This is a genomic window from Enterococcus sp. AZ163 (assembly GCF_050498925.1).
In the GTDB taxonomy this organism is placed as follows: domain Bacteria; phylum Bacillota; class Bacilli; order Lactobacillales; family Enterococcaceae; genus Enterococcus_A; species Enterococcus_A ferrettii.
Genome location: NZ_JBIPAO010000001.1, coordinates 1764008 through 1788169, shown reverse-complemented (window position 1 = coordinate 1788169; position 24162 = coordinate 1764008). Strand labels below are relative to the sequence as shown.

Below are 24162 nucleotides of genomic sequence, written 5' to 3'. Positions count from 1 at the left end.
TTCCCCATTTCTATTACTGATTTTATCCGGCTAAATATTTCTTGATCAAATAAGCCGGTGTACAGCTCCAGGCATGGCAGTAGCTGCTGATAATCGGACTGCCGTACGGTGAGAAGTCCAAGTCCTCTGGTTTGAAGGCTTCCCAGAAGGTATCGGCTCCCATGCTGATCATTTTGCCCCAGTAATCCTTCATTAATTGCACTGCTGCTTCTGGCAAGCCAGCTACGAAGAGAGCTTCCACTACATGGTGATACATGTAAGGTGTACCAAAGCCAGTAATCGGAAATTGTTCCTTAATGGTTGTTTCCATAATCTCATGATTGGTTTTAGCATCCATTACTTCGGCTAAAACCATCCAAACTTGACTAGCTACATTCACTTCGCCGCTGCCCTCAATTACAAATTGCTTTTTCTCTGCATCATAAAGAGTCGTCCTAGCAAACTCTTCCAATTGCTGGCAAAGAGCTTGATAATGCTTTACCTGGGGATCCTGCATTTTTTCAGCCAATTGAATAAATCGTTTCATGGCATAAATAATGACCGCCTGTCCAGCTGTAGCTTTGTCAAAGTCATTGGACCAGTCGATAAATACCGGCCAGTCTTCGGTCAACACTAAGCGTCCTGCTTCATCTACCTGTTGCAGAGCCAAATCCATCCCTTTTTTCGCCGCTGGATATAAATCCTGCAGAACTATTTCGTCTTGGGTGTGTTGTACGTAATCAAACAATATCGTGGCAAAGAACAAGCTGTAATCAAATAGGAAGGTATCATCTGGCGTTAAATTCGGCTCCGTAAAAACATTAGCCGGTATTTTACCTTCCTCAGTTGTCATTCCGCCAAACAGATACATACAGCGTTTGGTTAACGCTAAATCATCAAAGGTCGCATAATTAGCCAAAGCCTGTAAACGCAAATCCCCTATCCATAAACGGCGATCACGCTTAGGACCATCCTCAAAAACCGTCTGCATACAATCCTGCAGAGTTTTAACCGAAATAGTATAAATTGCTTCTAATTCTTTATCCTCAATCACTGGTTTAGGCAGCTGCTCCATTGATACGCTGCTTTCTGCCATAAAGATTGGATTACTGAAACTAGCCTTCCATTTGGGTGAAGTATCAATCACACTCAGTTCGATATACCGGCAGCTGTAACGACGAGGCATCTCCAGAGTCGTTGGCAGCACATCCAAATGGACAAATTCTTCTTGAATCCATGAACGGGACAACCAGCCGTCGTAATCTGTTGCTTCAGCTACAATTTCGGCTGGAACCTCTGCGAATTTTAAACGTAAATACAACGGCGCATCCATTGGAGACCCCACCGAATCAATGTCAATCGTAAATTTACCTACATAGTGATCGCCTAGATCCAGTACGATTTTTTCATCTCGACCTAAGGTATAGTCAGGCAGCTGCGCAATATTTTTCTCGCTAACCACTGACTTGAAACCGTTGACACTTTTCTCATCCGCGATAATTTCGGCAATTGCAGCTGGTTGAATCGTGGTTTGAATCAGCTTAGGTGTATTCCTTTCGGCCTTTGCTAGCAGCTTTTCGTCGTGGTTCCAAACCACATCATTATTAATTTGAAATGTAAATGTCATGTTTTTCCCTCCATTAATGGAGAAGCAATTCATTGATTGCTTCTCCTATTGTTCCACCTAAACCGTTGCATCCTTCATTTTTGGCGCTTCCGTTGTTTGTTGCTCACCAACTCCATGCTTTTTCTGCAAATGCATCATGATGACTCCCGCAATCGTTGCCAGCAATACGATGCCCGCAAAACCGTACATCGATGTTTGAATCCGATCTGGTGCCACTAAGAAGGGGGTAACAAAAGCAAACAGTCCGCAGCACATCCGAGAAAATCCGTTAATAAAGCCTTGCAGAGAAGCCCGTACTTCTGACGGAAAAGATTCCTGTGTCCATACTTTGTAAATTGCTTCGCCTGCCAAAGGATTCCCAAAGTTGTAAAAAGCAATTGTGATTGCTAAAGCGATGAAGCCGGCACCGCCACCAATTAAAGCCATGCCCAGCATTGCGGCAAACTGCACGAAAGCTCCGATGAAGAAAGCTTTGTTGCGGTACTTTCCACCTGCGACTGAAGCAAAGACAATCGTTGTGGCCAAGGAAACAATATTTAGAACAATCCCTAAACCAGTGGCTTGTGTTTGACTAGCCCCTGCATTAGTCAATGCATAGGTTTGGAATTGGCCCCAGGTATTGGCTAACAAATTCCAACACACATAGAAAATTAAAATTGCCGCGAAGAAGCCCAGATATTTATTTTTATTTTGACCAAACAATACCGTTTTGAAGGAAACTTCCTGAGTCGCATTTTGGGTTGCTTTTTGGGCCAATTGACGAGCAGTGCCTTCTTCGTGGAATCGTTTGAACTTTTGTGAAAAGGAACGCCATAACCAAGTGATTAAAGCAAAAGCAAAAAGAATACCAAAAACAATTCTTGCTCCTAAGACACCCTCGATTCCTGAAAGCAGGAAGGAACAAATATACGAAATGAAGACCCCGATTTGCCAAAAAATCTGAGTAGAGGAAACCAGCTGTGCTGAGGTTTGCTCGTCTGGTGCATCGTGGGAAACTACGGTTAAACTGATGGGTAAATCTGCTCCAGAAGAAATCCCCATTACAATTACACCAGCCAGCAGCATGGCAAAACTATTAGACAGGATACATACCCCTGCGCCAATTGCGTAAAATAAATTCAACCAATTGAAAGAACGAATAAGACCGAAACCTTTAGTAATCTGACCGGCAAACAATGACCCGAAGGCAATTGCGAAGGTTAATCCTCCAGAAATAATTCCGACTTGACCCGCTGTTAAGGCTAACCCCTTTTGCCAGACTGGAATGGTCGCTGACAAGCCAACAATACATCCTGATCCTAACATTGAGCCGATTCCAGCAGCTGTTGCCAACGGCGAATACTCCTTTACCAGTGTTGAGCTTTTTTGCTTACTCACAGTTAAACACTCTCCTTATTTTTTGTTTTCTTACTACTTGAATTGTAAGCGCCTCACCACATTTCAGCCATTGCAAATTCCCACACATTCCTTATCCATTTCACAGATGAAGATAAAAAAATAGAGATCCTTATAAAAAAGGATCTCTCATTATTTTTCTTGTTGATATCGCTCTAAAATGCTCTTTTTAAGCTCTTTTGGTGTCTTATCTGTGTACTTAGCAAACAGCTTATATAAAGAGGGAACTGTTTCAAAGCCTAAATCATAGGCGATTTCTTCAAGACTTTTATCCGTTTCCTCCATCAATTCCAAGGCTGTCTGATAGCGCAGGGAATTGATTAACTCTTGGAAGGAGCGACCGGTTTCCTTCTTTAATTTATTGCTGATGTAATTGGAATTGTAGCCAAAATGCTTGGATAACCGGGTCAAGGTCAGATGCGTATAATGAGCTTCAATATAACGCAAAATGTCTAAGATTTCTTCGTCCCGTTCATTGGATTGCTCCAGACTATCTTCTTCGATCACTCTAGTTAGCTCAATCATCACCAGCGAAAGCAATAAATTCATCGCCCGCATAAAATAATTCTTTTTACTGAAGTATTCCAGCATCATGCGATGCACTATTGACTGCACCTCCTTATTGTCCCCGCAATGAAAATGAATAAAGGCATCATGGCTGCTATAGTCATTGGAAGCATTCATAAGAAATTCATTCACCAGTCCGTTGGATTTCACCATGTTCACCACAATCTCAGTGGTAATGGAGTCATCCTTTAATAAAATATTGATTAGAATATCCTTTTCCTCCAGCGCATCAATCCGCTGGACAATCTCCTTATCCATCAGGAGAATCTCGCCTTCCTTCAGCTCGATTCGCTTGTCATTCACATACTGAACACAGCTGCCGGAAAGCATATAATTAAATTCCACAAACTCATGCGTATGAGCCGGCATTTCTGAGTAACGATGGTGCTTATTGATAAAAATGTTGCCTTCTTTAAAAAAGGATTCACTAGGCATCTTAGGAACAGCCTCTTCATCATAAGGCAGATGTTGATCGTTGACGTTGTACCCTTCAATCCGCTGCTCCCGCTCAATTTCATTTTCTGCTCTCAGCTGTCTTTTCAATTCAGTAAAGTCCATTCACTTTTCCCCCTGCCATTCCGCTTTATTATAAACGTTTCCAATCAAAAAATGAACGCACAAATAAACAGAAGCAACCAGCACTGCTTCTGTTTATTCTATTTAAACTTGTCATAAGGAGGACACAAAATTAAGAAATATCAATCGTAACTTGAACGGTTTGCAGAGGAACATCGTAGAACCGATCTTCTCGGCGGCCAAGAAAATCTTTGGCCTGCTGTGGAAATAAGGCGTACATCAGAACATCTTCCTCTGATTTGGCATATTCCTTGATTTCTTCTCGGAACGCCGGCAGCTGCGGTGCAATTAAGTCAGCTGGTCGAGCTGTAATTACTGCTTCATCACCGATAATCTTTTCTTGAATCGTTGGATTAATCGGTGCTGGTGGACGGCCATAAAGCCCCCGCACATAATCCTTAATTTCAGAAGGGACCAGCTTATACCGTTCTTGAGAAATGACATTCATTAAGGCCTGGGTCCCAACCATTTGCGACAACGGTGTAACCAATGGTGGATAGCCTAAATCGGCCCGAACCTTTGGTACTTCACTCAGCACCTCTTCATATTTATCCTGCATGCCTTGCTCGGTCAATTGACTTAGCAGATTGGACAGCATTCCACCAGGTACTTGATAGATCAAGGTTTTTGGTTCGATGTCCTTCACTTTAGGATTCAAAATGCCTTCATCACGGAAACGATCACGAATCGGATTAAAGTAATTAGCAATTTCGCTCACCTTGTCCATCTTCAAGCCGGTATCAAAGCCTAGTTCTTCCAGAGCCAAGGCCATTGATTCTGTTGCCGGCTGACTCGTACCGCTGGAGAAGGATGAAATAGCTGTATCAATAATATCCGCACCCGCTTCAGCAACCTTCAAATAGGTCATTTCTGAAATTCCGCTAGTGGCATGAGTATGAACTTCTAACGGCAAATCAATTCGATCCTTGATTCGGCTGACTAGTTCAAACCCGGTTTGGGGCGTTAAAACCCCCGCCATATCCTTGATACAAATTGAATCGGCCCCTAAATCAGCCATTTCTTTCGCCAGCTTCACAAAATAATCCACCGTATGGATGTCGCTGGTAGTATAGGAGATCGCTGTTTGGCAATGTCCGCCAGCTTCTTTGGCTGCCACAATGGAGGTTGCCAAATTACGGGTATCATTTAACGCATCGAATACACGAATGATATCAATCCCATTTTTAATCGATTTTTCGACAAAATCGCGAACAACATCATCAGCATAGTTTTTATAGCCTAATAAATTTTGCCCCCGCAACAGCATTTGCAGCTTAGTATTTTTTACTTCTTTGCGGATCAAGCGCAATCGCTCCCAGGGATCCTCATTCAAAAAACGAATGCATGAATCAAAGGTAGCACCGCCCCACATTTCCAGTGAATAATAGCCTGCTTCATCTAAGGTTTTTAAAATCGGCAGCATATCCTCCGTTGGCATACGCGTTGCGATTTGGCTTTGTTGACCATCCCGCAGTACGGTTTCCATAAACTGGATTTTTTTAGCCATGTTTCAACTCCTCTTCCTTTTCAACAATTTGAGCAATCGCCTGCTGCATTTCTAAAATCGAATGGGCTCTGGAACGGCCGCATTCCTTGGCATCCTTGTCGCAAATAAAACAGCGCCGCGGGGCAAAACCCAGCTCTTGTCGGCTGATGCTTTTTATTTCATCATTCTCCTGCCACAGTACGTCCAAGTCGACCAATCGACCATAGGGATGCTGCTCTTCAATCTGCACCATCTTGGTCTTCAGCTCTTGAGGAGCCAAGGGCAGCAGCAGGTAGTATTCCAACCCAGTATTTTTCTCCCAATATAAATTGGCATCAGGAGAAATCCCCGTTAATTCCTGTTCAATTGCTTCAGTGATTGTTTCAAATATCTCTTCTAGCTTCATCGACGTCTTCACTGGACCAGGAATATTCATCGTCGCGCAAAGCAATGAACTCTGGCTGTCGGTGAGCAGCAGTTCCTGTTGCATTGCTGCTCGTTCTTCTCGGCTTTCCAGCATTTCCTCCAGTGAGATAACGGGTCCATTGAAGAGATCATTAAACGTTTTTGACGACATCAATAATGGTCCCATCACGGTATTCGATCAGCGCTACTACTTTGTCTCCGTATTGAATTGGCTCAGGATTTCCTACGATACTGTAGGCCTTCTCCTTAAGCTCCTCAATCGTATAAATCGGTACATCCAGCTGACTAAAGTGTTCAATCAAGTCAGCCCGTTTCGGATTAATGGCAATTCCGACTTCGGTGATAATTACGTCAATACTGTCACCTGGGGTAACGACTGTATTCACTTCATCTACAATCGTGGGGATTCTTCCCCGTACTAAAGGTGAGATTACTAGACTCATTTTGCAGGCCATACTCGTATCCGAATGACCACCGGAGGCTCCACGAATAACTCCATCTGAACCCGTCATGACATTCACATTGTAGTTGGTGTCAATTTCCAAAGCAGACAGAATAGCTGTATCCAGCTGATTAATGAAGGAACCTTTACTCAAAGGCGAAGCGTACATATTGGCATCTATTTCATAATGTTGAGAATTTTTACCTAAAGAAATCGCTGACGGATGGTCAAAGTCCTGAACATCAATGATTTTTCCGACTAGGCCTTCCTCCAACAGTTCAACCATCGCATTGGTGATTCCGCCTAGAGCAAAGCTGGCCTTTATGCCATCCTTGATCATCGCCTCTCGTAAAAAACGGGAAACGGCCAAGGCTGCTCCGCCAGTTCCTGTTTGGAAAGAGAAGCCGTCTTGATAATACGGAGAGCTGGTAATGACTTTGGCTGCATATTCCGCAATTAGCAATTCCTTGGGATTCTTAGTAAAACGAGTAGCCCCTTTAGCAATTCCTTTTGGATCGCCAATCGCCTCTACTTCCACAACAAAATCAACATCGGTTTGCGGAATGCTGATCGGTGTATTTGGAAAAGGAACTAAGGTGTCGGTAATGATAACTACCTGATCCGCATATTTTGCATCTACCATGGCATAGCCTAATGAACCACAGGTGGCTTTGCCGACGGTTCCATTGGCATTCCCATACGAGTCTGAGCTGGGGGCACCCAAAAAGGCCACATCAATATGAATATTATCAGCCGCAATCGCCCGAGCTCGACCGCCATGAGAACGAATCACCACGGGATTTCCCATAATTCCTTCAGAAATTGCTGCACCAACTTTATCCCGCAAGCCGCTGGAGGTAATGTTGGTGATCACACCATTTTTGATATGGTCTATCAATGGCTCATGAACATTGGCAATTGAACTAGGCGCAATCGAAATATTTTTGATTCCCATGTCAGCGATCTCCTGCATGACCATGTTCATTACAAAATCACCCTCCCGGAAATGATGGTGGAAGGAGATCGTCATACCGTCTTTTAGACCCGTTTTCTCAATCGCTTCTCGTAAGCTGGAGACTAGTTTTTTATCCCGAGGACGCTTGGGTTGGATTCTGCGGCTAGCTTCTTGATAGGTATTTATATTGGCTAATTCACCTTCGTATATACCATACTGATCCGCATATACCTGAGGAATATCACGCTTTACTTTATTCATTACCATAATTAAATATCCTCCTCGGTTAATAATTTCGCCGCTTTAGCTAAAGCAATAACTCGCTCAGCCCGCTCTACAATGGGTTTGTCGACCATTTTTCCGTTTAGTGAAATGACACCAGAACCCTTCGATTCCGCTTCACGAATCGCCCAGATGACTTCCTTAGCATTCTGAATTTCTCTCTCCGTTGGCGCGTAAATGTTGTTGACTAAAGGAATTTGGCGCGGATTAATCACCGATTTCCCGTCGAAGCCCAGCTGTTTAATTAAACGAACTTCATCTTTGAAGCCTTCCGCATTGTCCACATCAGAATAGACCGTATCGATGGCTGCAATACCAGCAGCTCGAGCAGCATGCAAAATCATACTGCGGGCAAAAAATAATTCCTGCCCATTGGGATAGCGGCGAGTTTTCATATTGGTTACGTAATCCTCTGCACCTAAGGCAATTCCAATCAGCCGATCAGAAGCTTTCGCAATTTCTCTTGCATTCAAAACACCCTCTGCTGATTCAATTGCTGCCATCATTTTGGTGGTTCCTACAGAAATTTGATTGTCCTGCTCCACTTGGGTAATTACTGCCTCTACATCAACAATATCCTGAGCCGTTTCCGTTTTAGGCAACCGAATAACATTTACTCCAGCTAATACCATCGCTTCAACATCCAAAGCTCCCACCGTATCCAAACCATTAATACGCACGACCGTCTCAACCTGGCTGTAATCAAAGGTTTTTAGGGCAAAATGCACCAAGGTTCGGGAAGAATCCTTTTCTTTTAAAGAAACGGCATCCTCTAGATCAAACATAATCGAATCGGCCCCATATAAGGGAGCATCTCTCAGCATCGCTGCATTGGCCCCTGGCACAAACATCATTGTTCTTCTTAAGCGTTCCATGAGTCGATCTCCTTCCAGTTGTAGGCTTGCTGATCTGCGGCCCGATAAGCAGCAGTCACGGTGCGGGCTTGAATCGTGCAATCCAATGCGCCCTTATCTATCGCTACAACCTTCGCTGAAGTAATGCCCAGCTTCTCCAGCGTTTCCTTAATTACCTTGCGAATTTGATCACCAAATTGCTTTTCCACACTGCTGTCCAACTCAATTTCAATCAATGCTCCTTCATGAGGACCTAGCGTGATCATAATATCGCTTGATTCAACTGTACCTGCTACCGCACTCTTAGTAATTTCCACTTAATTCCACCTCTATTTTCTTGATTTTTTTCAAATAGTCATAGGTTGTTTGAGGAACAAGATGGGTTAACCCTTCGACATCTTTTTCCTTTAAAGCTTTGCGTACATTGGTGGCACTGATTGCTACGCCCTCCACTTCCTTACGGGGAACGATCACCAGCTCCAGTTCGGTACCAAATACGGATTGCAGCGAGCGATTGTAGACCTCCGTTACTGGTGAAAAAGGCTCCTCGCCTACAAAACGAGAGCGAATGTTCAAAATCGGTGCAATTTTTTCTTTAAACAGCAGAGCATCCACCGCTGCCTGAGTTTTCGCTACAGCCAACGGCGCATTCTCTTTTAAGAAGTAGGCTGGAAACGTCGCTGTCGATACCATGTAATCACGACTCGGCAGCACCGTCACATTTTTCAAATGGCTCACTCCCAGCTTGACCATATTCATCCGATCCTCACTAGAAAAGTCTGAACGATCCTCTGACAGAACAAACACATAAACATGATCGCTCTTAGCTGCGGCTGTCTCAATTAAATACTGATGCCCCTTGGTAAAAGGATTAGCATTCATCACAATACTGCTGGCTGTTCCCGGATGCCGATGTTTCTCCAACAGCTCCTGATAGTCATCAATATTGGGCGAACCCTGTTCGGTGAACAGCACCGATTCGTTTTCTACTATGGTATGGAATCCCAGTGAATGGAAAATCTTGGCTTCACTAGGCTTGGTATACAAGAAATAATGGTTTTGATCCTTTTCCCGCATCCGTTCCATTAAATGAATCATGAGTTGAGTTAACAGGTTTTCTGACTGGTATTCCTTCTCTACCGCCAAGCACTTAATAATGTTTTTTTGATAGGAACCCGAGGCGATCAATTGACCTTCTTTAAACAGTCCTACTGTGTATTCGACACTTTCTTGCGGACTTAACCCAGAACGCCTCATCAGGTCGGCCCATTGCTGAAACATAGCTTGGTCTTTGTCCAGCCAGAGCCTTCTTAAATCAAACATGCTAAAATCCCCTTTTTATTTTTTGACTGGGAACAATTTTGCTAACAATTGCGAAGCTACGTAGATGATCAGAATCACGACAAACACGCCGCCCCAACCAAATACCAATAGCTCAAATGATTTCATTAAATCTGCAGACATCTTTTTTTCCCTCCTAAACTAACAAGGCTAGCAGCAGACCACCAGCAATAACCGAAGCAATCTGACCAGACACGTTGGCTCCAGCTGCATGCATCAAAATGAAGTTCTGCGGATCTTCCTCCGTAGCCATCTTCTGAATAACTCGACTTGACATCGGAAAGGCAGAAATTCCAGCCGCACCAATCATCGGATTGATTTTCTCTTTACGGAACAGGTTTAGTAATTTAGCAAAGAGCACACCGCCTACTGAATCCATTACAAAGGCTACTAATCCTAAACCAATTACCATCAAAGTATCCACCTGCAAGAACTCTGCATATTGCATTTTTACCGAAATAGCAAGTCCTAACAGAATACTGATAATATTTACCAGTTCATTTTGGGCGGTTAAGGACAAACGATCCAGTACACCGCATTCTCTCAATAGATTTCCAAACATCAAGAAACCAACTAATGGCAAGGAAACGGGAGCAATTAGCCCAGCCACCACTGAAATGACAATCGGGAATAAAATCTTCGCCGTTTGAGAAACCTCGCCGGCACGATAGTTCATGCGAATTTGACGTTCGTGTTTTGTTGTCACAGCTTTGATCGCTACTGGCTGGATGATTGGTACCAATGCCATGTAAGAATACGCAGCCACCATGATGGCTCCCATATATTTCGAATTCAAGGTATTCGCCACAAAGATAGAGGTTGGTCCATCCGCTGCTCCGATAATCCCAATCGAGGCCGCGTCATTTAAATCAAATCCTAACAATACTGCAACAATTATTGTAAAGAAGATACCAAATTGAGCGGCAGCTCCAAATAATAGTAAAAACGGATTTTGCAGCAATGGTCCAAAATCAATCATCGCCCCAATTCCGATAAACAATAGCAATGGGAATAATTCTGTGCTGATCCCAATATCAAACAATACCTGAAACGGTCCCGGCTCTCCTGCAGCACTCAGCACGCCAGAATTCGGGAAATTCACTAAAATTGTTCCTAGTCCCATCGGCACCAGCAAGGTTGGCTCATACTCCTTCTTGATCCCCAAGTACATTAAGACTGCCCCGATCACCATCATTACGATGCGTCCCGGCTCCTGCCCCATACCTAAAACTCCTTCAATCAATGTTTCCAACAAAAGTCACTTCCTTTTTCCATATTTATTTCTTAACCGACTGTGATCAAAGGATCGCCTGGATTTACGACATCGCCTGGTTGTACGTGGATACCGGTAACTGTGCCGTCACTGCTGGCAACAATTTCATTTTCCATCTTCATCGCTTCCAAAATCATCAATGGCTGGTTTTGCTTTACGGCATCCCCTACATTCACCAAGACCTTCAAAATAGCTCCCGGCATTGGAGCAGTCAGCGCATCCGCACCAGCTGGAGCGGATGAAGCGGCAGGTACGGTCGGTGCTTCTTCTAAAGGTGCGGCGGCCGCTTGAACTGGTTCAGCCACGGGCGCCGGAGCTGCTGGTGCAGCAGGTGCAGCCTGTGGAACCCCACCGATTTCCTCCATTTCTACTAAATATTCCTGACCATCAATTGAGATTTTAAATTTACGTAACATGTTCTTCCTCCTAATTACTTTCTCTTTGAAATTTTCCGAATGCTTAGCTGACTTTCTGGATGAGCTCCTGCAGCAATGCTGGCGACAATCAGCGATACTTGCTTTGCCTCAGGGTTCCGCTTCAAAATCCGTTTCACTACAAATTGACTGTCGGGCTGATCGCCAGTCGCAATCGCAGTCGCAATTAGACTAACGAGCTGATAGTCCTTTGAATCAGTGTCGATAAATCCCGGCAGCTCTTCCCATACTTCGTTATCTTTGGCAGGTGATTCTTTGTCCACGCTCTTAGCAGTCGGTTGATTTGTTTTTCCAGTTTTATCCTTTTTAAAAAACTTATCGAATAAAGACACGTCAATCTCCTTTCCAACTTTATTTGCTTGAGTCCAGATTAAATGATTTGCTGGGTAATTGGATAGTCTTAAATCCCCGATTATTGTTCTTTCGTTGTTCCTTTTATAAAAGAAAGAGAGAAAAACCTACAAAAACGTTGATTTAACAACATTTATACAGCGTTAAGATTCTATTAATATCTTGTTAAGCAATCGCTAAGACTATTAGATAATAATTGTTCTTTTCCTGTTCTTTTTGTCTTAGGGCTCTTTTTTGTATTGCAAGAATTGATTATTCTATAGGTGCTAAGCGGTTACACACCAACGATAAATAACACTAGTATTATTTGAAATAAAAAATTGGTTTTTTATCGCCAAGGGTTGTCAACGCTTACAAACTAAAAGGTTTTTTAGCTTCATATGAGAAAGGAAGGGAAAAAATGTTATTAACTGTATTGTCTTATTTAATGATTATTGTCTTTATGTTTGTAATCATGAAAAAGAAAATGTCCCCATTTACCTCATTGGTGGTCATTCCATTAATCTTCACTTTGATTGCCATGGCGACTGGGGTAGCCGAGAAAGGAAATATCGGGGAGTTTGTCTTAGAAGGGATCAGTACTACCTCCACTACAGGGATTATGCTGCTTTTTGCTATTTTATATTTCTCTATTATGTTGGATGCGGGGTTATTCGATCCAGTCACAAAGAAAATGATTCACTTTGCTAAGGGCGATCCAATGAAGGTCTTGATGGCAACTGCAGTCGTTGCAGCTGCGGTTTCATTGAATGGTGATGGAACAACTACGACCCTGATCTGCTGTTCAGCTTTTATTCCGATTTATAAAAAACTAAATATGAAAATGATGAACCTAGGTGTCTTAGTCATCCTGCAAAACACTATTATGAACCTGCTGCCGTGGGGTGGTCCAACTGCTCGTGCTATGGCCGTACTAGAAGTAGATGCTGACATTTTGAGCTATTTAGCACCAGGGATGGTATTGTCCATTCTTTATGTAATCTTGTTTGTTGCCCGTCGGATGGGTAAACAGGAGCGTGCCCGCTTAGGGATCACTGAATTATCAGATGCTGAAATTGACGAAATGACTACGGTAACTGATCCAGAAACTTTAGAAATTCGTCGTCCAAAAAACTTTATCTTTAACGGTATTTTGACTATCGGTTTGATCGCCTGGTTAGTAGCTGGATCATTCTATGAGCCAATCGGTCTGCCACCACTTTTGTTGTTCTTAGTTGGTACGTGTATCGCATTAATGGTAAATTACCCAGTACTGAAGCAGCAGTCTGCTCGAATCGGTGCAAACGGCGGCGATGCTGTGCAAGTAGTTATCCTCGTATTTGCAGCCGGTGTATTCATGGGCTTGTTCCAAGGTTCAGGGATGGCAACTGCTTTGGCTAACAGCTTCACCACGATTATCCCTAAACAATTAGCTGGCTTCTGGGGCTTAGTAATCGCCTTGATTTCAGCACCCGGCACCTTCTTCATCTCTAATGATGGGTTCTACTTTGGGGTCTTGCCAGTTTTGGCGGAAGCAGGACGTGCTTACGGTTTCACCAATATGCAAATGGCTCTAGCTTCTTTGATGGGACAAGCGTTCCATCTGCTGAGTCCATTAGTAGCGTTCATTTATTTACTGCTGCGTCTAACAGGTTTAGACATGGGGCAATGGCAAAAAGAATCAGCTAAATATGCCTTAGGTATCTTCCTGATTTTTATTGTTACCTTAGTGCTATTTGGTTACATGCCGCTATATGTTCCTCAATAAGAAAACCTGCAAGGCCGGATTTCTGGCCTTGCTTTTCCTGTTTTATCTTATGCTAACTGAAAGGAAGAAAATCATGAGTCCTTACGTAGAAGCCATTCGCAAAAATTTGGATCTAACCCAAAATAAAACATTGAAAGTACTGATTTACGAAGCATTTCGGAAAACGATTATTTTAGGAGAAATCCCAGCTGGAGCAAGAATCAACGAAAAAGAATTCTCTGAAGTACTGAATATCAGCCGCACCCCCATCCGCTATGCAATGACTCAATTAGTGAAGGAACAATTGGTGGAGCATGTACCAAGAATTGGCATCGTTGTGAAGGGAATCAGTATTAAGGATGCCTACGAAATTTATGATATACGCAAAGCCTTGGATACAATGGCTACTATCAAAGCGATGGAAAGTATGACCGAAGCTGATTTTGCCGAATTAAGGGAGCTTCTGAAGTACGGTGAACAGTTGAATCAGGAAGACAAAGTAGAAGAAGTTCTAAAGAATTTTTCTGACTTTAATGCATTTATTTATGAAAAAAGTCAGATGCCCCGCCTGAAATCAATTGTACTGAATCTGCAGGCTTATCTTGTCTATTTTCGCGACATTGCTATTCGATCCTCCAATCGCCGGGAACAGGCCTTGAAGGAGCACTGGTTAATTTATCGCGGGATGAAAACAAATAATGTTGAACAAATTACGTTAATTACTCATGAGCATTTAGAGCGCTCACTGAAATTCATTTTAACGGAAATGGAGCGGCGAAAAATTGACTAATCTAGAAACAGCTATTGTCAGCTGCGCCGAAAAAGCACTGTGGCTTGAGGTAGCTTTGACACCAAAACCGGGATTAGTAGATCGAAGAACTAACGGTGCTCACAACGACATGGATTTCACCACCTTTATTCACAGTATCGTTAGCCTGCGTCCATTCCTGCAAGAATATTTTGAATTAGGCTATCATCATAGAGGAACACTGCCGGATCTCTTTAATCAGCTGCGACAAACCGGCAGCTTAGCTGAGAAGGCCATGCTGACAGCAACCAATGGGATTAATACCCATAAAGGTGCTAATTTTTCCTTTGCTGTTTTGCTGGGAGCTGCTGGCATGTATCTTCAAGAAAAACCAGATATGACACTGCCCTTCTCACCCGTTGATACACAAGCGATTCTAAAGCTGGCTAGTGAATTAACTAAACCCTTGTTAGTACAAGATTTCCAACATTTAAATAGGAAGAAACACCTTTCTTATGGTGAACACTTGTATCTAGAAAAGGGCAGCACTGGCATTCGCGGCGAAGCAGCCGCCGGATACCCTGCCTTAGCAAATTACCTGCTGCCTTATCTGCGCGCGAATCAGACAGAGAAGACGGATATCCTACTATTGCGGAGTTTGATCTACTTAATGAGTGAAGTTGAGGACAGCAATTTATTGCATCGTGGTGGAACCGCAGCCTTAGATACCGTTCGCAAAGAAAGCAAAAAAATTCATCAAGCAGCTCTTTCAGAAAAAGAATTGCTTAATGAACTCATAAATTATGATACACTGTTGACGAAACGTTATCTTAGTCCCGGCGGCTCAGCTGACTTACTGTCTCTAGGAATTTATTTTGCTCAGCTGGAGGGGTTGTTTTACTCACCATTTGGTAAAAAGGTGTAGCCTAAGCCCCAAATTGTCTTGATGTATTGAGCATCCTTAGGGTCGTCCTCCATCTTATTGCGCAGATGGTTAATGAACACCATGATCGTATTGGCATCCATTTCGCCATCGCCCCAGACACTATGGTAAATTTGCTCTTTGGAGAAAACCTGATCGGGATTCTCCATGAAGAACTGAATAAGCTTGATTTCCTTTGAAGACAGCTTGATCGGCTCATCTTTTTTGTACAGCTGATAACGACTACGGTCAAAGCGAAAGTCCCCTTCAATGATCTCATTGTTCTTTTCAGTAATCTGGTGATTCTTAATGATTTTGCCGCGGTCAAGAGTTGATACAACCTGGGCCTTCAACAAATTCGGTGAAAAAGGCTTGGTAATATAGTAATCTGCTCCTACTTCCAGCCCGTTGATAATATCCTCTTCATTCTTCTTACCGCTAAGAAAAATGATAGGCACTACCTGATCCTGTTCTCTAATCAGCTGTGCCAGATGATAGCCGTCATTGTCATGCTCCAGACTGATGTCCAGAATAAACAGATCAAACTTTACACGACTCATGATATCGACGGTTTTTTCTACCGAGTCGCTTTGATAAATTAAAATACCGGTTGATTGTAATGATTTCCAAATTAAACGCCGAATGGCTGAATCGTCGTCTACAACCAAAATCTTTTCGTTTCTCACATTAGTTCCTCCTAATAATGGGTGGATAATTCTTTTTTTCGGAAAGGATCATTTATGGATAAACCTTCAAATAAATGGTTGAGTATCAGCCTAATCAGCATCCTCTGCTTAACAATTATTGGGATTGTCGTGACGGCGACTACCTATCGCAGTACACAGAAGCATGCACTGAAAATGGGAACTGATCAGCTAATTAAAATAAACGATTTTGCAATTAATATCCTAACATTAGAAATTGAATCTTATTCCTTATCATTGGAGGATTATGCTTCCAATGTCTTTTTCGATAATACACCGCTGGAATTAAGCAAGACCGAACAAATCGAGAAAAGCTTAAGCAATAAATCCTCCGCTATTGTCGGTCTCTACCTGCTGGATACTCAGGGAAACCTGTTGGACGGCAAGTCTTTTGATAAACAAACCTTTGAACCTCAGACTGAGTTTCCGGCCTTTTTAAAAAAAGACCCGTCTTTCTCTCAAGCTTTAAACGGTCAGGTGGATCAAAATGGAAGCAGCTATTTTGAAAAAGAAAAATCATACTTAAATCTGTATCGGGTAATCAAAAATAATCAAAATCAACCGATCGCTCTACTTGTGCTTCCTCTAGATTTGGAACAATTATATCTTTCAACTCTAGATGCAGATGATCAATTCAGCGGCTATACCATGATCAAAAATCAGGATATGAAGGTCGTAATGCACCCTTCCAATGAACAAATTAGTCTGTCGATTGTGGAAGATCGCCAAAAAAAATACCCCAACCTTGATTATACCGATCTCGAACGCTTGGAAAAGACTCAATTAGCTAACTCTGATGGAACCATGAGTTATCATTCCTATTGGTGGGATAAAAAAGACCCCACTCGGGTACTCAAGCTGACCGCCTATCGCTGGATTACCGTTGGAAAAGCCAAATGGATTGTCGCCACCAACTCTGATTTTTATGAACAAAATGGCGTAGCAATTCAAGAAAGTCTAATCATTTTAGGCTTGCTGTGTATTCTGCTGGCTACAATTTTACTTCTGACCTTTAGTCTGCGAAGCTATTCACGGCGCAACCAAAGCTACTTGGAAAACCTGCGGCTGCTGGAACGGCAAAAGCTAATGAATGAGCGGCATTCCTTGGAAAAAAGCATGCTGCAGGAATCCAAGCTGGAAACCATTGGCCTGCTGACTACTTCGATTGTTCATGATATGAATAATTTCTTAACTCCGATGATTGGTAATTTAGAATTAATGATCGAAGAGCACCAGCAAAACCAAGCATTAATTGACGATTTGCAGGAAGTCTACCATGCAGCAGAACGGGGGCAAAAACTTTCAACCAATGTTTTGCGTTTTTCCAAGCTGGCCTCCAACACAAAGGAGACTGTCAATATTACCGCAGCCGTTGCCGAAGCAATCGAAACGATGCGGATCTTAATTCCTAAAAAAGTAAGATTGACCTTTCAGCAGCAGACTACTGGCAACAGCTGCTTTGAAAAAGAAGAGCTGCAGGTCATTTTATACAATCTGTTAACCAATGCCTATCAAGCCCGCAAAGCCAATACAGTGATTAATGTTTTGGTTAAGCGCGCAGATGAACAGGAAAGCCAACAATTTCAGAAGCATTCGCTAGCTTACAGCACCAAAGATTTTGCCTTAATCCAGATTACCGACAATGGACCAGGTATTCCTAAAGAAATTGAAGACAAAATCTTCACGCCTTTCTTTACAACGAAAACGGCTAGTGGTGGTACTGGACTTGGTCTATTCATCGTTTCTTCGATTATCAAGAAGAACGACTGGCTGCTTTCAGTTACCAGTTCAAATGCAGGAACCTCCTTTGTTATCGGAATTCCTTTGACTGATGACACGCCAACAGCTTAACCCAAGCCTTTCACAATTCGCTATCGGATTTGTGGAAGGCTTTGATTCTTTCCAGTACAAATAATACAAACACCAGAACTAAGATTGACAACGCCAAAAATAAAGTTTCAACGCCCTCTCCCTGAGCCAACAACAGCTCCCGCAGAATCGCTGTAATACTAATCAAAATCAAGTAGCGAACCGGAATATGATGGCCCTCCTTAACATAGCGCAGCAGCATCAAAATAATTTCCAGCAAAATAAACAATGTAGCGACTTCTTCAATTAAAATCGACAATTCCTCCATTGAAGCCAGCGGAATAACATGGGTAATGATCGTAAAGATCGCTTCTCCCATTACAATCATTACCACAATGATTAAAAGCGCTAACAAAAAATCAATTAAAGAACTGATTCCCTTTTCAAATAGTTTAAATTTCTTCCCCAAACGCATCCTCCTTGTCCTTCTTTTAATTATAACTAAAAAACACATGCTTTTTTAGCTAAACACAATAAAAAGACAATAAACTTTCTAGCGCTTCTCTATAGCTAAGAATCCGAATTTCAAGAGGTTTGTGACAAAAAAAGAGTAACCATCGCTGAGAATAACGTAAACGATGATCACTCTTTTTATAATTACTAGCATTCTGCTGTTAAGACTATAAACAGATTTATTCCTGTCCTTGACTGCCTTCCTCGGCATTGTCGCCTCCGCCTTGCTGCTGGTTGTTCCCATTAGGAATACTATCAGCTGAGCCTAAATTTCCTAAACTAATATCCAGTGAAACCGTATAGTCCAGTGGCAGGTAAACATTGCGAGTGCTCATGCCCACCACAGTTCCCTTCGGCTGATCAGAATCCACATGACGGATGACATAATTGATATTGGCTCCTTTAGATTGGAACTCATTGTAAAAGTATTTTTGTAAATCTCCTTCAACAGTCGTTCCTCTTAAATCTTTTAGGTACGGCTGTCCCAATGAATACAACACTTGAACGCGCAAATCACTTTTGGCGTTTAATACTGTCCCAGCAGCAACACTTTGGGAAACTAGCTGACCATACGGCAGGTTGTTTGTGTAAATTCCTTTCGCTTGAACTTGAACACCTTCGACCGCATTGGCTGCATCTTCTAAACTGTAGTCTGCAAAATTAGGAATAGTGAACCCTTTGCCTAATGACACAACTACTGTCATGGCATCCTTTTTCGCAATTTTTTCGTCCTTCGAAAGATTTTGCGAAACAATGCTGTCCGCAGGTACATCGTTGGAGGTCGCTTCTTCGTAGGTTACATTGATCTCGTTCGTTTTTGCCCAGGTTTCTACTTCCCCACGGGATTTACGAATAAAATCAGGGACTGAAATATTCTTCTTATAGGTTTCTTTTCCTTTTGAATAGAAGACCTTTGCAGCATCCTTGCGTCGATAATTTTTGTTGGTTACCTCTGGATTGGCAATCTCAAAATTGAGATACTTTCCTTTCTCAGCTGTATCACTATACTCCTCGATTAAGGAAATATTTGTTGCCTGATTTTCCTTAATCCAGTTTTCCGCCTGCTGCTTGCTTAAGGTTGAAAAATCCGGCAGCTTCAGCTGTTGCTCTGGATCCGGTCCTTTGCTGGTAGTCAGTTGGAGCTTGCCACCTTTTTTTACTTGGCTGCCCGCTTTCTGAGATTGGGATAAAACAGTGTTGGCTTCCTTCTTCAGTGAAAATTCCTGTTTTGTATTCACCTGCATTTTGTTTTCAGTTGCCCACACCCGAGCTTCAGACAAAGGCTTATCCGCAAAGTTGGGCATTTTTACATGACTGACCCGGTAATAAGCAATCATACAGAGGATTACAGCGACAATCACTCCAAAAATAATCCGTCTTTTTTTCTTCTTTTGCTTGGCTTGATAGGTATCGTCTATCTCAGTAATTTCAGTCTTTTGACGACGGCTCTCAATTTTTGGTTCCTCTGAAAGCGCCGATTGTTCCGGCTCCTCCTTGACTGGTTCCGAAGGCTGCTTGGGGGATGTTGGCTTTGACTCTTCAGAAGAGGGCTTGTCGGTTTTTTTATAGTTGTTGCCGTTAAAATTAGAGAGAAAATCACTCATAGCTGATCAACTCGCCTTGTTTTAGAAAGAAGGTTTTGTCCGATTGCTTGGCGATTTCCTTGGAATGGGTAACCACAATCACACATTTATTGTGAGTGAAGGCCAAATCCTTGAAGATATCCACAATTTCCTGCTCCATCTCCTCATCCAAGTTTCCTGTGGGCTCATCCGCCAAAATGATATCCACATTGGTTGATAACGCCCGAGCAATCGCTACCCGTTGCTGCTCTCCCCCTGAAAGCTGTGTCACTAATCGATCCGCCTTAGTTTTGGTAATGCCAATATAATCCAATAGATTGTAAGCTACCTCATTTTGAGATGCTGGCAATTTATTATCAGTAATTGTCATAGCTACCAAAACATTTTCCAAAGCAGTCAGATACGGAACCAAGTTGTAATTTTGAAAAATGATGCTAATATCATCTCTACGATACTCATCGTAGCCGATTTCCTTGATGTTTTTATCACGATAAAGAATTTGCCCGGCCTTTGGTTCATCCAAAGCACTAATCAGTGATAAAAAGGTTGTTTTTCCTGAGCCTGAATCGCCTAAAATAGTATAAAATTGTCCCTGCTCAAAGTTAATGGAGGTATCCTTTAAGATAATCCGTTTTTGGTCTCCATCTTGATAAAAATAGCTAACATTTTTTGCTTTTAAAATTGTCATCCTGAATTCCTCCTACATCATAATTTTCTTAGGGTTTAGACGCATTACATAGGTCAGCGGTAAAACAGCTGACAGCAGTACAGTCGCTAATCCCGAGAATAGAAACGTAACAATGTAGGACAAAGAAAACTTCACTTCATAGTTGCTGATAACGTCATCAGTCGTCAAACCGGAGCCTAGACTTTGACCACCAGCCATAATCATCTGGTTGCCTGCCCCGCTTTGGACCTCGGCTAGGGCATCGCTGGAAACTAAGGATTCTGAAATTAGTTTACCTAAGAAATTCCCAGTAACTAAGGACAGACACATCGCTACCATACTAATGACTAATAGCTCCATCACAACCTGACGCATAATATTTTTACGACGCTCACCTAAGGAAAGATAAATGCCCCATTCATGCTTTCTATCACGCAGAAACAGAACGACTACTAAGGAAATAATCAGTAATGACGCTACAATCGATAGCAAAACGACATAACCAGAAATCGTTGACAGCTTCTTCACACTAGCACCTACCTTATCAAACTCATCGGTAGAGGCTGTTGCTTTATAGCCCTCCGGCAGCATGGTACTCATTTCTTCCTTGAAGGCTTCGACATCATCTGGACTTTTCAAGGTATAGATTGGTGTGATTTGTTCCGAACTGTCAGAATCTTCATAGGCGGATGGATCGATTTCTTTGCCTTTCTCAAACTCAGCTTGGCCAATGGATTTCACTAACTTATTAGGCATGTACGCTGTATTGAACTGATCCATTTCCATGAATTGCTGTTGAATCCCGCCACCTTTGCCATCGTTTTTCTTTTTATCTAATTTAATGGGTTCAAAAAGACCCACAATTTTAACCGAATGCTTCAATGATTCCTGAGAATCAGTACTACCATCTTCTTTTTGCGAAACAAAGGTTGTGTCCAGCACCATTTGATCACCGACACTTAAGCCGTTCTCATCGGCAACTTTTTTAGAAATCACCGCCGTAGATTGACCATTTTTTGCATCTTCCTGCGATGGGAAGCTGCCTTCTACCAGCTTAACTTTTTTGTTTTTAAAGTCAGCAGGCTCCTCTTTGTTGCTGCCCCTTAAGGTCAGCATGTTCGTGCCGCCGTTGACACTAACGTTCTCCTGCTCTAATTGATAGGTTTTAAAGGAATCCAAGGTGAGATAGCTTGTATAGCTGTAATCATAGTCCTTCACATAAGAGGATTCGCCAATCTTTTTGATGATATCCTCTTTCAAAGGCTCTGGACCTTTCATGGCAGCCATTGAGTCGCTTTCTTGCATCAGCTTATCCATATCCACTTCAGCTGACACCGTAGCTCCCAGCTGCTGCTTCATTTTCTTCTCCACATTTCCCGTGGATTGCTGAATAGCAATCGCTCCAGCAATAACGTTTCCTAAAACAAAAATTACGGCAAAAAGAATCAATGATTTCCCTTTTCTCCGACTGACACTGCTCCATGCACGCTTCCAATAATTCATTTGCTGTCCTTTCAATCGCTGAACAGTGTTACCTTACTCCACCCTTTTTAATAACCTGCTGTTCTTTGATAAATAGTAGTTTTCCTCCATTCAAGCCCCAAAGTTCATCAGCAAATTTGACAGTATTTTTCGACTGCGAAGCAATAATCAAACATTTTTTGTGTTTACGGCAAAAATCAGACAGCTCATCCAAAGTTTCCTCTAGATTAAGTTCCGAAAAAAGCTGCGCTGGTTCATCCAGCAAAACTAGTGGTGATTTACTGACCATCAGTTTAGCCAAGCTCACCAGCTGCTGAGTCTTTTTATCCAGCTTATGAACAGCCGTCTTGATTTGTACTGGCGTTAATCCTACCTGTTGAAGAACCCTATTTAGCTCACTGGTTGACACTTCCTGTTGAGCAATGATTGCCTCCAATGCCAAGTTTGCCAGTGGTGTATCCTTAACCAGCATGCCTGATTGAAAAAGACAACTGACTTTTCCAGCCCGATAATCATCTCGATTCATTTCCGCCAAGTCTTGCCCATCGAAGGTGATGGTACCCTCAGAACAGGTCATTAGACCAGCCAATAAAGAGAGCAGTGTAGTTTTACCCGACTGTGCATTTCCTAGAATCAAGTACACCTTGCCCGGTAAAAACTCCGCATTCAGCTGATGAATAAGTTCAATTGCTGGTCTGTTGGTCGAATAGCTGACATTTTTCAGTAAAAGCTGTCTCATGTTTTTCTCCTTAGCTGAAAAGAATAATGACCAAAGACGAAAATCATCCGGCTAGTCAGTCCTACAATCACTAAAAGGAAACTCGCAAAATACGGTAAAAGAAATTTTGCACTGTCATTACTCTGCAGCAATTGACGAATTTCCGCAGCAGTTAGGCCAGCATGCTTCATTGTGATTAACGGAATCTGGGTTGTACTGGTTTGACGCAGGCTATTTAGCCAATTAGTCACCAAACTCTCACTGATAAAGCTGGCACTGATATAAGCTACAACGAAACTGAGCAAGGCAATCAACGTAATCTCCAAAATATTACTGATAACCAATTGACTCGGACGCAGTCCCATCAAACGAAGAGCGAAAATATCTGGCCCTCGACGCTTAAATAATTGACTGTAAAACAGGCCCATAAAGAACAGGCTCAAGATTCCTGCAGCAATCGCACCGTTTAGCAATAATTCCTGTTGACTGATAAAGGTTTCGAAAATCTGAAAATACCCTTGGTCGGTGTAAACTTGATACTGGTCAAATGCTGACTGCTTACGTAATTCTTTTTTAAAATCTCCAACTGCCTGTGGATTTTTTAAACGCACCGTCACAGTATTGAGGCTGTTCTCAGTACTATCTGCCAGAAACTCATTGGTTGGCAAATTGACGAAAATAGCTCCTAAAAGTTCCTGGGGTTCGTTGTCGCTCGAGGAAATACCGACAATTTTCAGCTTTTTATTCCCGTTGCCAAGGCTTAACTCATCTCCCAGCTTCAGCTTGTTACTTTTAGCAAATTGTTCAGTCACCAGGCAGGTTCCCTCCTCTAAAGGCAGCTCTCCTTGAAGAGTTATTTTCTTTGCTGACTGAAAATATCTTTTCAACGAAGCGTTATCCAAAGCAGTCACACTCACTTTAGGTGTCCCAGATGTACTGATAGTGCCCGAACTAAAGGTCGCAACACTTGCTCCATCTTCCAAGGTAATTCCCGAAATCTCCACCGCCGTGTAGCCAATCAGTGTACTTTCTTCAACATTAGGTAATTCATTTAACGCTTGTAAATCTGCTTCATTCAAATTTGTGACATGCTTTTGTTTTTGAAAATCTGGTTCCACGTTTACAATCGTATCGGTTTGTTTCTTAGTTTCCACCAGCGAATGTTCCACCGCCGCATAAACCTGCAGCAAGCAAAAGAAGCCTAGCAATAAGCTAAAAAAAAGCAAGCCGATGAAAAAATCATTGCGTTTGTTCCGCTTCAGATTTAAAAAAGCATGTTGGATGAACATCATCACCATTTCC

Annotated in this window: 24 protein-coding genes; 4 read left to right on the top strand and 20 right to left on the bottom strand. The window is 42.4% G+C overall.

Annotation, left to right across the window (positions count from 1 at the left end; genetic code table 11):
- Positions 1-22: 22 nt before the first annotated feature.
- From IGI46_RS08460 to IGI46_RS08400, 13 genes are all read right to left on the bottom strand, one after another.
- On the bottom strand, positions 23-1606 hold the full coding sequence (locus tag IGI46_RS08460; protein ID WP_429973231.1) for an alpha-rhamnosidase: 1584 nt from the start codon (positions 1604-1606) through the stop codon (positions 23-25).
- A gap of 57 nt (positions 1607-1663) precedes the next feature.
- Positions 1664-2911: an MFS transporter gene (locus IGI46_RS08455; protein ID WP_429964941.1), complete on the bottom strand. Its 1248-nt coding sequence runs from the start codon at positions 2909-2911 to the stop codon at positions 1664-1666.
- A 222-nt stretch (positions 2912-3133) separates the two neighbouring features.
- On the bottom strand, positions 3134-4126 hold the full coding sequence (locus IGI46_RS08450; protein WP_429962895.1) for an AraC family transcriptional regulator: 993 nt from the start codon (positions 4124-4126) through the stop codon (positions 3134-3136).
- A gap of 130 nt (positions 4127-4256) precedes the next feature.
- Positions 4257-5651: an oxaloacetate decarboxylase subunit alpha gene (locus IGI46_RS08445; RefSeq protein WP_429973230.1), complete on the bottom strand. Its 1395-nt coding sequence runs from the start codon at positions 5649-5651 to the stop codon at positions 4257-4259.
- A complete protein-coding gene (citX, locus tag IGI46_RS08440) occupies positions 5644-6222 on the bottom strand; it encodes a citrate lyase holo-[acyl-carrier protein] synthase (protein WP_429973229.1) in 579 nt (192 codons plus the stop codon). Before citX ends, IGI46_RS08445 begins: the two co-directional genes overlap by 8 nt.
- A complete protein-coding gene (gene citF, locus IGI46_RS08435) occupies positions 6188-7720 on the bottom strand; it encodes a citrate lyase subunit alpha (protein ID WP_429962892.1) in 1533 nt (510 codons plus the stop codon). Before citF ends, citX begins: the two co-directional genes overlap by 35 nt.
- Before the next feature lie 2 nt (positions 7721-7722).
- Positions 7723-8610 (bottom strand): citrate (pro-3S)-lyase subunit beta, encoded by an 888-nt coding sequence (gene citE, locus IGI46_RS08430; RefSeq protein WP_429962891.1) that lies wholly within the window; start codon positions 8608-8610, stop codon positions 7723-7725.
- Positions 8598-8906 carry a citrate lyase acyl carrier protein gene (gene citD / locus IGI46_RS08425; RefSeq protein ID WP_429962890.1) on the bottom strand — a complete coding sequence of 103 codons (309 nt, stop codon included), beginning with the start codon at positions 8904-8906 and terminating at the stop codon, positions 8598-8600. The genes citE and citD overlap by 13 nt, the downstream gene beginning before the upstream one ends.
- The gene (gene citC, locus IGI46_RS08420) at positions 8893-9912 is read right to left on the bottom strand and encodes a [citrate (pro-3S)-lyase] ligase (protein WP_429962889.1); all 1020 of its coding nucleotides are present in this window, start codon (positions 9910-9912) and stop codon (positions 8893-8895) included. The genes citD and citC overlap by 14 nt, the downstream gene beginning before the upstream one ends.
- Before the next feature lie 15 nt (positions 9913-9927).
- Positions 9928-10053: an OadG-related small transporter subunit gene (locus IGI46_RS08415; RefSeq protein WP_010755538.1), complete on the bottom strand. Its 126-nt coding sequence runs from the start codon at positions 10051-10053 to the stop codon at positions 9928-9930.
- 13 nt (positions 10054-10066) lie between these two features.
- The gene (locus tag IGI46_RS08410) at positions 10067-11182 is read right to left on the bottom strand and encodes a sodium ion-translocating decarboxylase subunit beta (RefSeq protein ID WP_429962888.1); all 1116 of its coding nucleotides are present in this window, start codon (positions 11180-11182) and stop codon (positions 10067-10069) included.
- 32 nt (positions 11183-11214) lie between these two features.
- Positions 11215-11619 carry an acetyl-CoA carboxylase biotin carboxyl carrier protein subunit gene (locus tag IGI46_RS08405; RefSeq protein ID WP_429962887.1) on the bottom strand — a complete coding sequence of 135 codons (405 nt, stop codon included), beginning with the start codon at positions 11617-11619 and terminating at the stop codon, positions 11215-11217.
- A 14-nt stretch (positions 11620-11633) separates the two neighbouring features.
- Positions 11634-11969 (bottom strand): hypothetical protein, encoded by a 336-nt coding sequence (locus IGI46_RS08400; protein WP_429962886.1) that lies wholly within the window; start codon positions 11967-11969, stop codon positions 11634-11636.
- Between the two features lie 419 nt (positions 11970-12388).
- Here IGI46_RS08400 and IGI46_RS08395 point away from each other — a divergent pair, with 419 nt between their 5' ends.
- The 3 genes from IGI46_RS08395 to citG all read left to right on the top strand — a co-directional run bounded on the left by IGI46_RS08395 (position 12389) and on the right by citG (position 15387).
- Positions 12389-13735 (top strand): CitMHS family transporter, encoded by a 1347-nt coding sequence (locus IGI46_RS08395; protein WP_207701480.1) that lies wholly within the window; start codon positions 12389-12391, stop codon positions 13733-13735.
- A gap of 73 nt (positions 13736-13808) precedes the next feature.
- Positions 13809-14504 (top strand): GntR family transcriptional regulator, encoded by a 696-nt coding sequence (locus IGI46_RS08390; protein WP_207701479.1) that lies wholly within the window; start codon positions 13809-13811, stop codon positions 14502-14504.
- On the top strand, positions 14497-15387 hold the full coding sequence (gene citG, locus IGI46_RS08385; protein ID WP_429962885.1) for a triphosphoribosyl-dephospho-CoA synthase CitG: 891 nt from the start codon (positions 14497-14499) through the stop codon (positions 15385-15387). Before IGI46_RS08390 ends, citG begins: the two co-directional genes overlap by 8 nt.
- Here the strand turns inward: citG and IGI46_RS08380 are convergent.
- Positions 15360-16070 carry a winged helix-turn-helix domain-containing protein gene (locus IGI46_RS08380; RefSeq protein ID WP_207701477.1) on the bottom strand — a complete coding sequence of 237 codons (711 nt, stop codon included), beginning with the start codon at positions 16068-16070 and terminating at the stop codon, positions 15360-15362. The two genes, citG and IGI46_RS08380, sit on opposite strands and share 28 nt — an antisense overlap.
- Positions 16071-16124: 54 nt before the next feature.
- On the opposite strand from IGI46_RS08380, the gene IGI46_RS08375 reads away from it, so the two are divergent.
- Positions 16125-17939 carry a sensor histidine kinase gene (locus tag IGI46_RS08375; protein ID WP_429962884.1) on the top strand — a complete coding sequence of 605 codons (1815 nt, stop codon included), beginning with the start codon at positions 16125-16127 and terminating at the stop codon, positions 17937-17939.
- 10 nt (positions 17940-17949) lie between these two features.
- On the opposite strand, the gene IGI46_RS08370 is transcribed toward IGI46_RS08375, so the two are convergent.
- The 6 genes from IGI46_RS08370 to IGI46_RS08345 form a co-directional block, all read right to left on the bottom strand.
- The gene (locus IGI46_RS08370; protein ID WP_429962883.1) at positions 17950-18372 is read right to left on the bottom strand and encodes a phosphate-starvation-inducible PsiE family protein; all 423 of its coding nucleotides are present in this window, start codon (positions 18370-18372) and stop codon (positions 17950-17952) included.
- A 217-nt stretch (positions 18373-18589) separates the two neighbouring features.
- Positions 18590-20014, bottom strand: coding sequence for a PASTA domain-containing protein (locus IGI46_RS08365; RefSeq protein WP_429962882.1), 1425 nt, complete (start codon positions 20012-20014; stop codon positions 18590-18592).
- Positions 20007-20681: an ABC transporter ATP-binding protein gene (locus IGI46_RS08360; protein ID WP_207701473.1), complete on the bottom strand. Its 675-nt coding sequence runs from the start codon at positions 20679-20681 to the stop codon at positions 20007-20009. Before IGI46_RS08360 ends, IGI46_RS08365 begins: the two co-directional genes overlap by 8 nt.
- 12 nt (positions 20682-20693) lie before the next feature.
- Positions 20694-22163, bottom strand: coding sequence for an ABC transporter permease (locus IGI46_RS08355; RefSeq protein ID WP_429973228.1), 1470 nt, complete (start codon positions 22161-22163; stop codon positions 20694-20696).
- 28 nt (positions 22164-22191) lie between these two features.
- Entirely contained in the window at positions 22192-22881 is a 690-nt protein-coding gene (locus IGI46_RS08350; RefSeq protein ID WP_429962880.1) for an ATP-binding cassette domain-containing protein, read from the bottom strand.
- The gene (locus IGI46_RS08345; protein ID WP_429973227.1) at positions 22878-24152 is read right to left on the bottom strand and encodes an ABC transporter permease; all 1275 of its coding nucleotides are present in this window, start codon (positions 24150-24152) and stop codon (positions 22878-22880) included. The genes IGI46_RS08350 and IGI46_RS08345 overlap by 4 nt, the downstream gene beginning before the upstream one ends.
- Positions 24153-24162 lie beyond the last annotated feature (10 nt).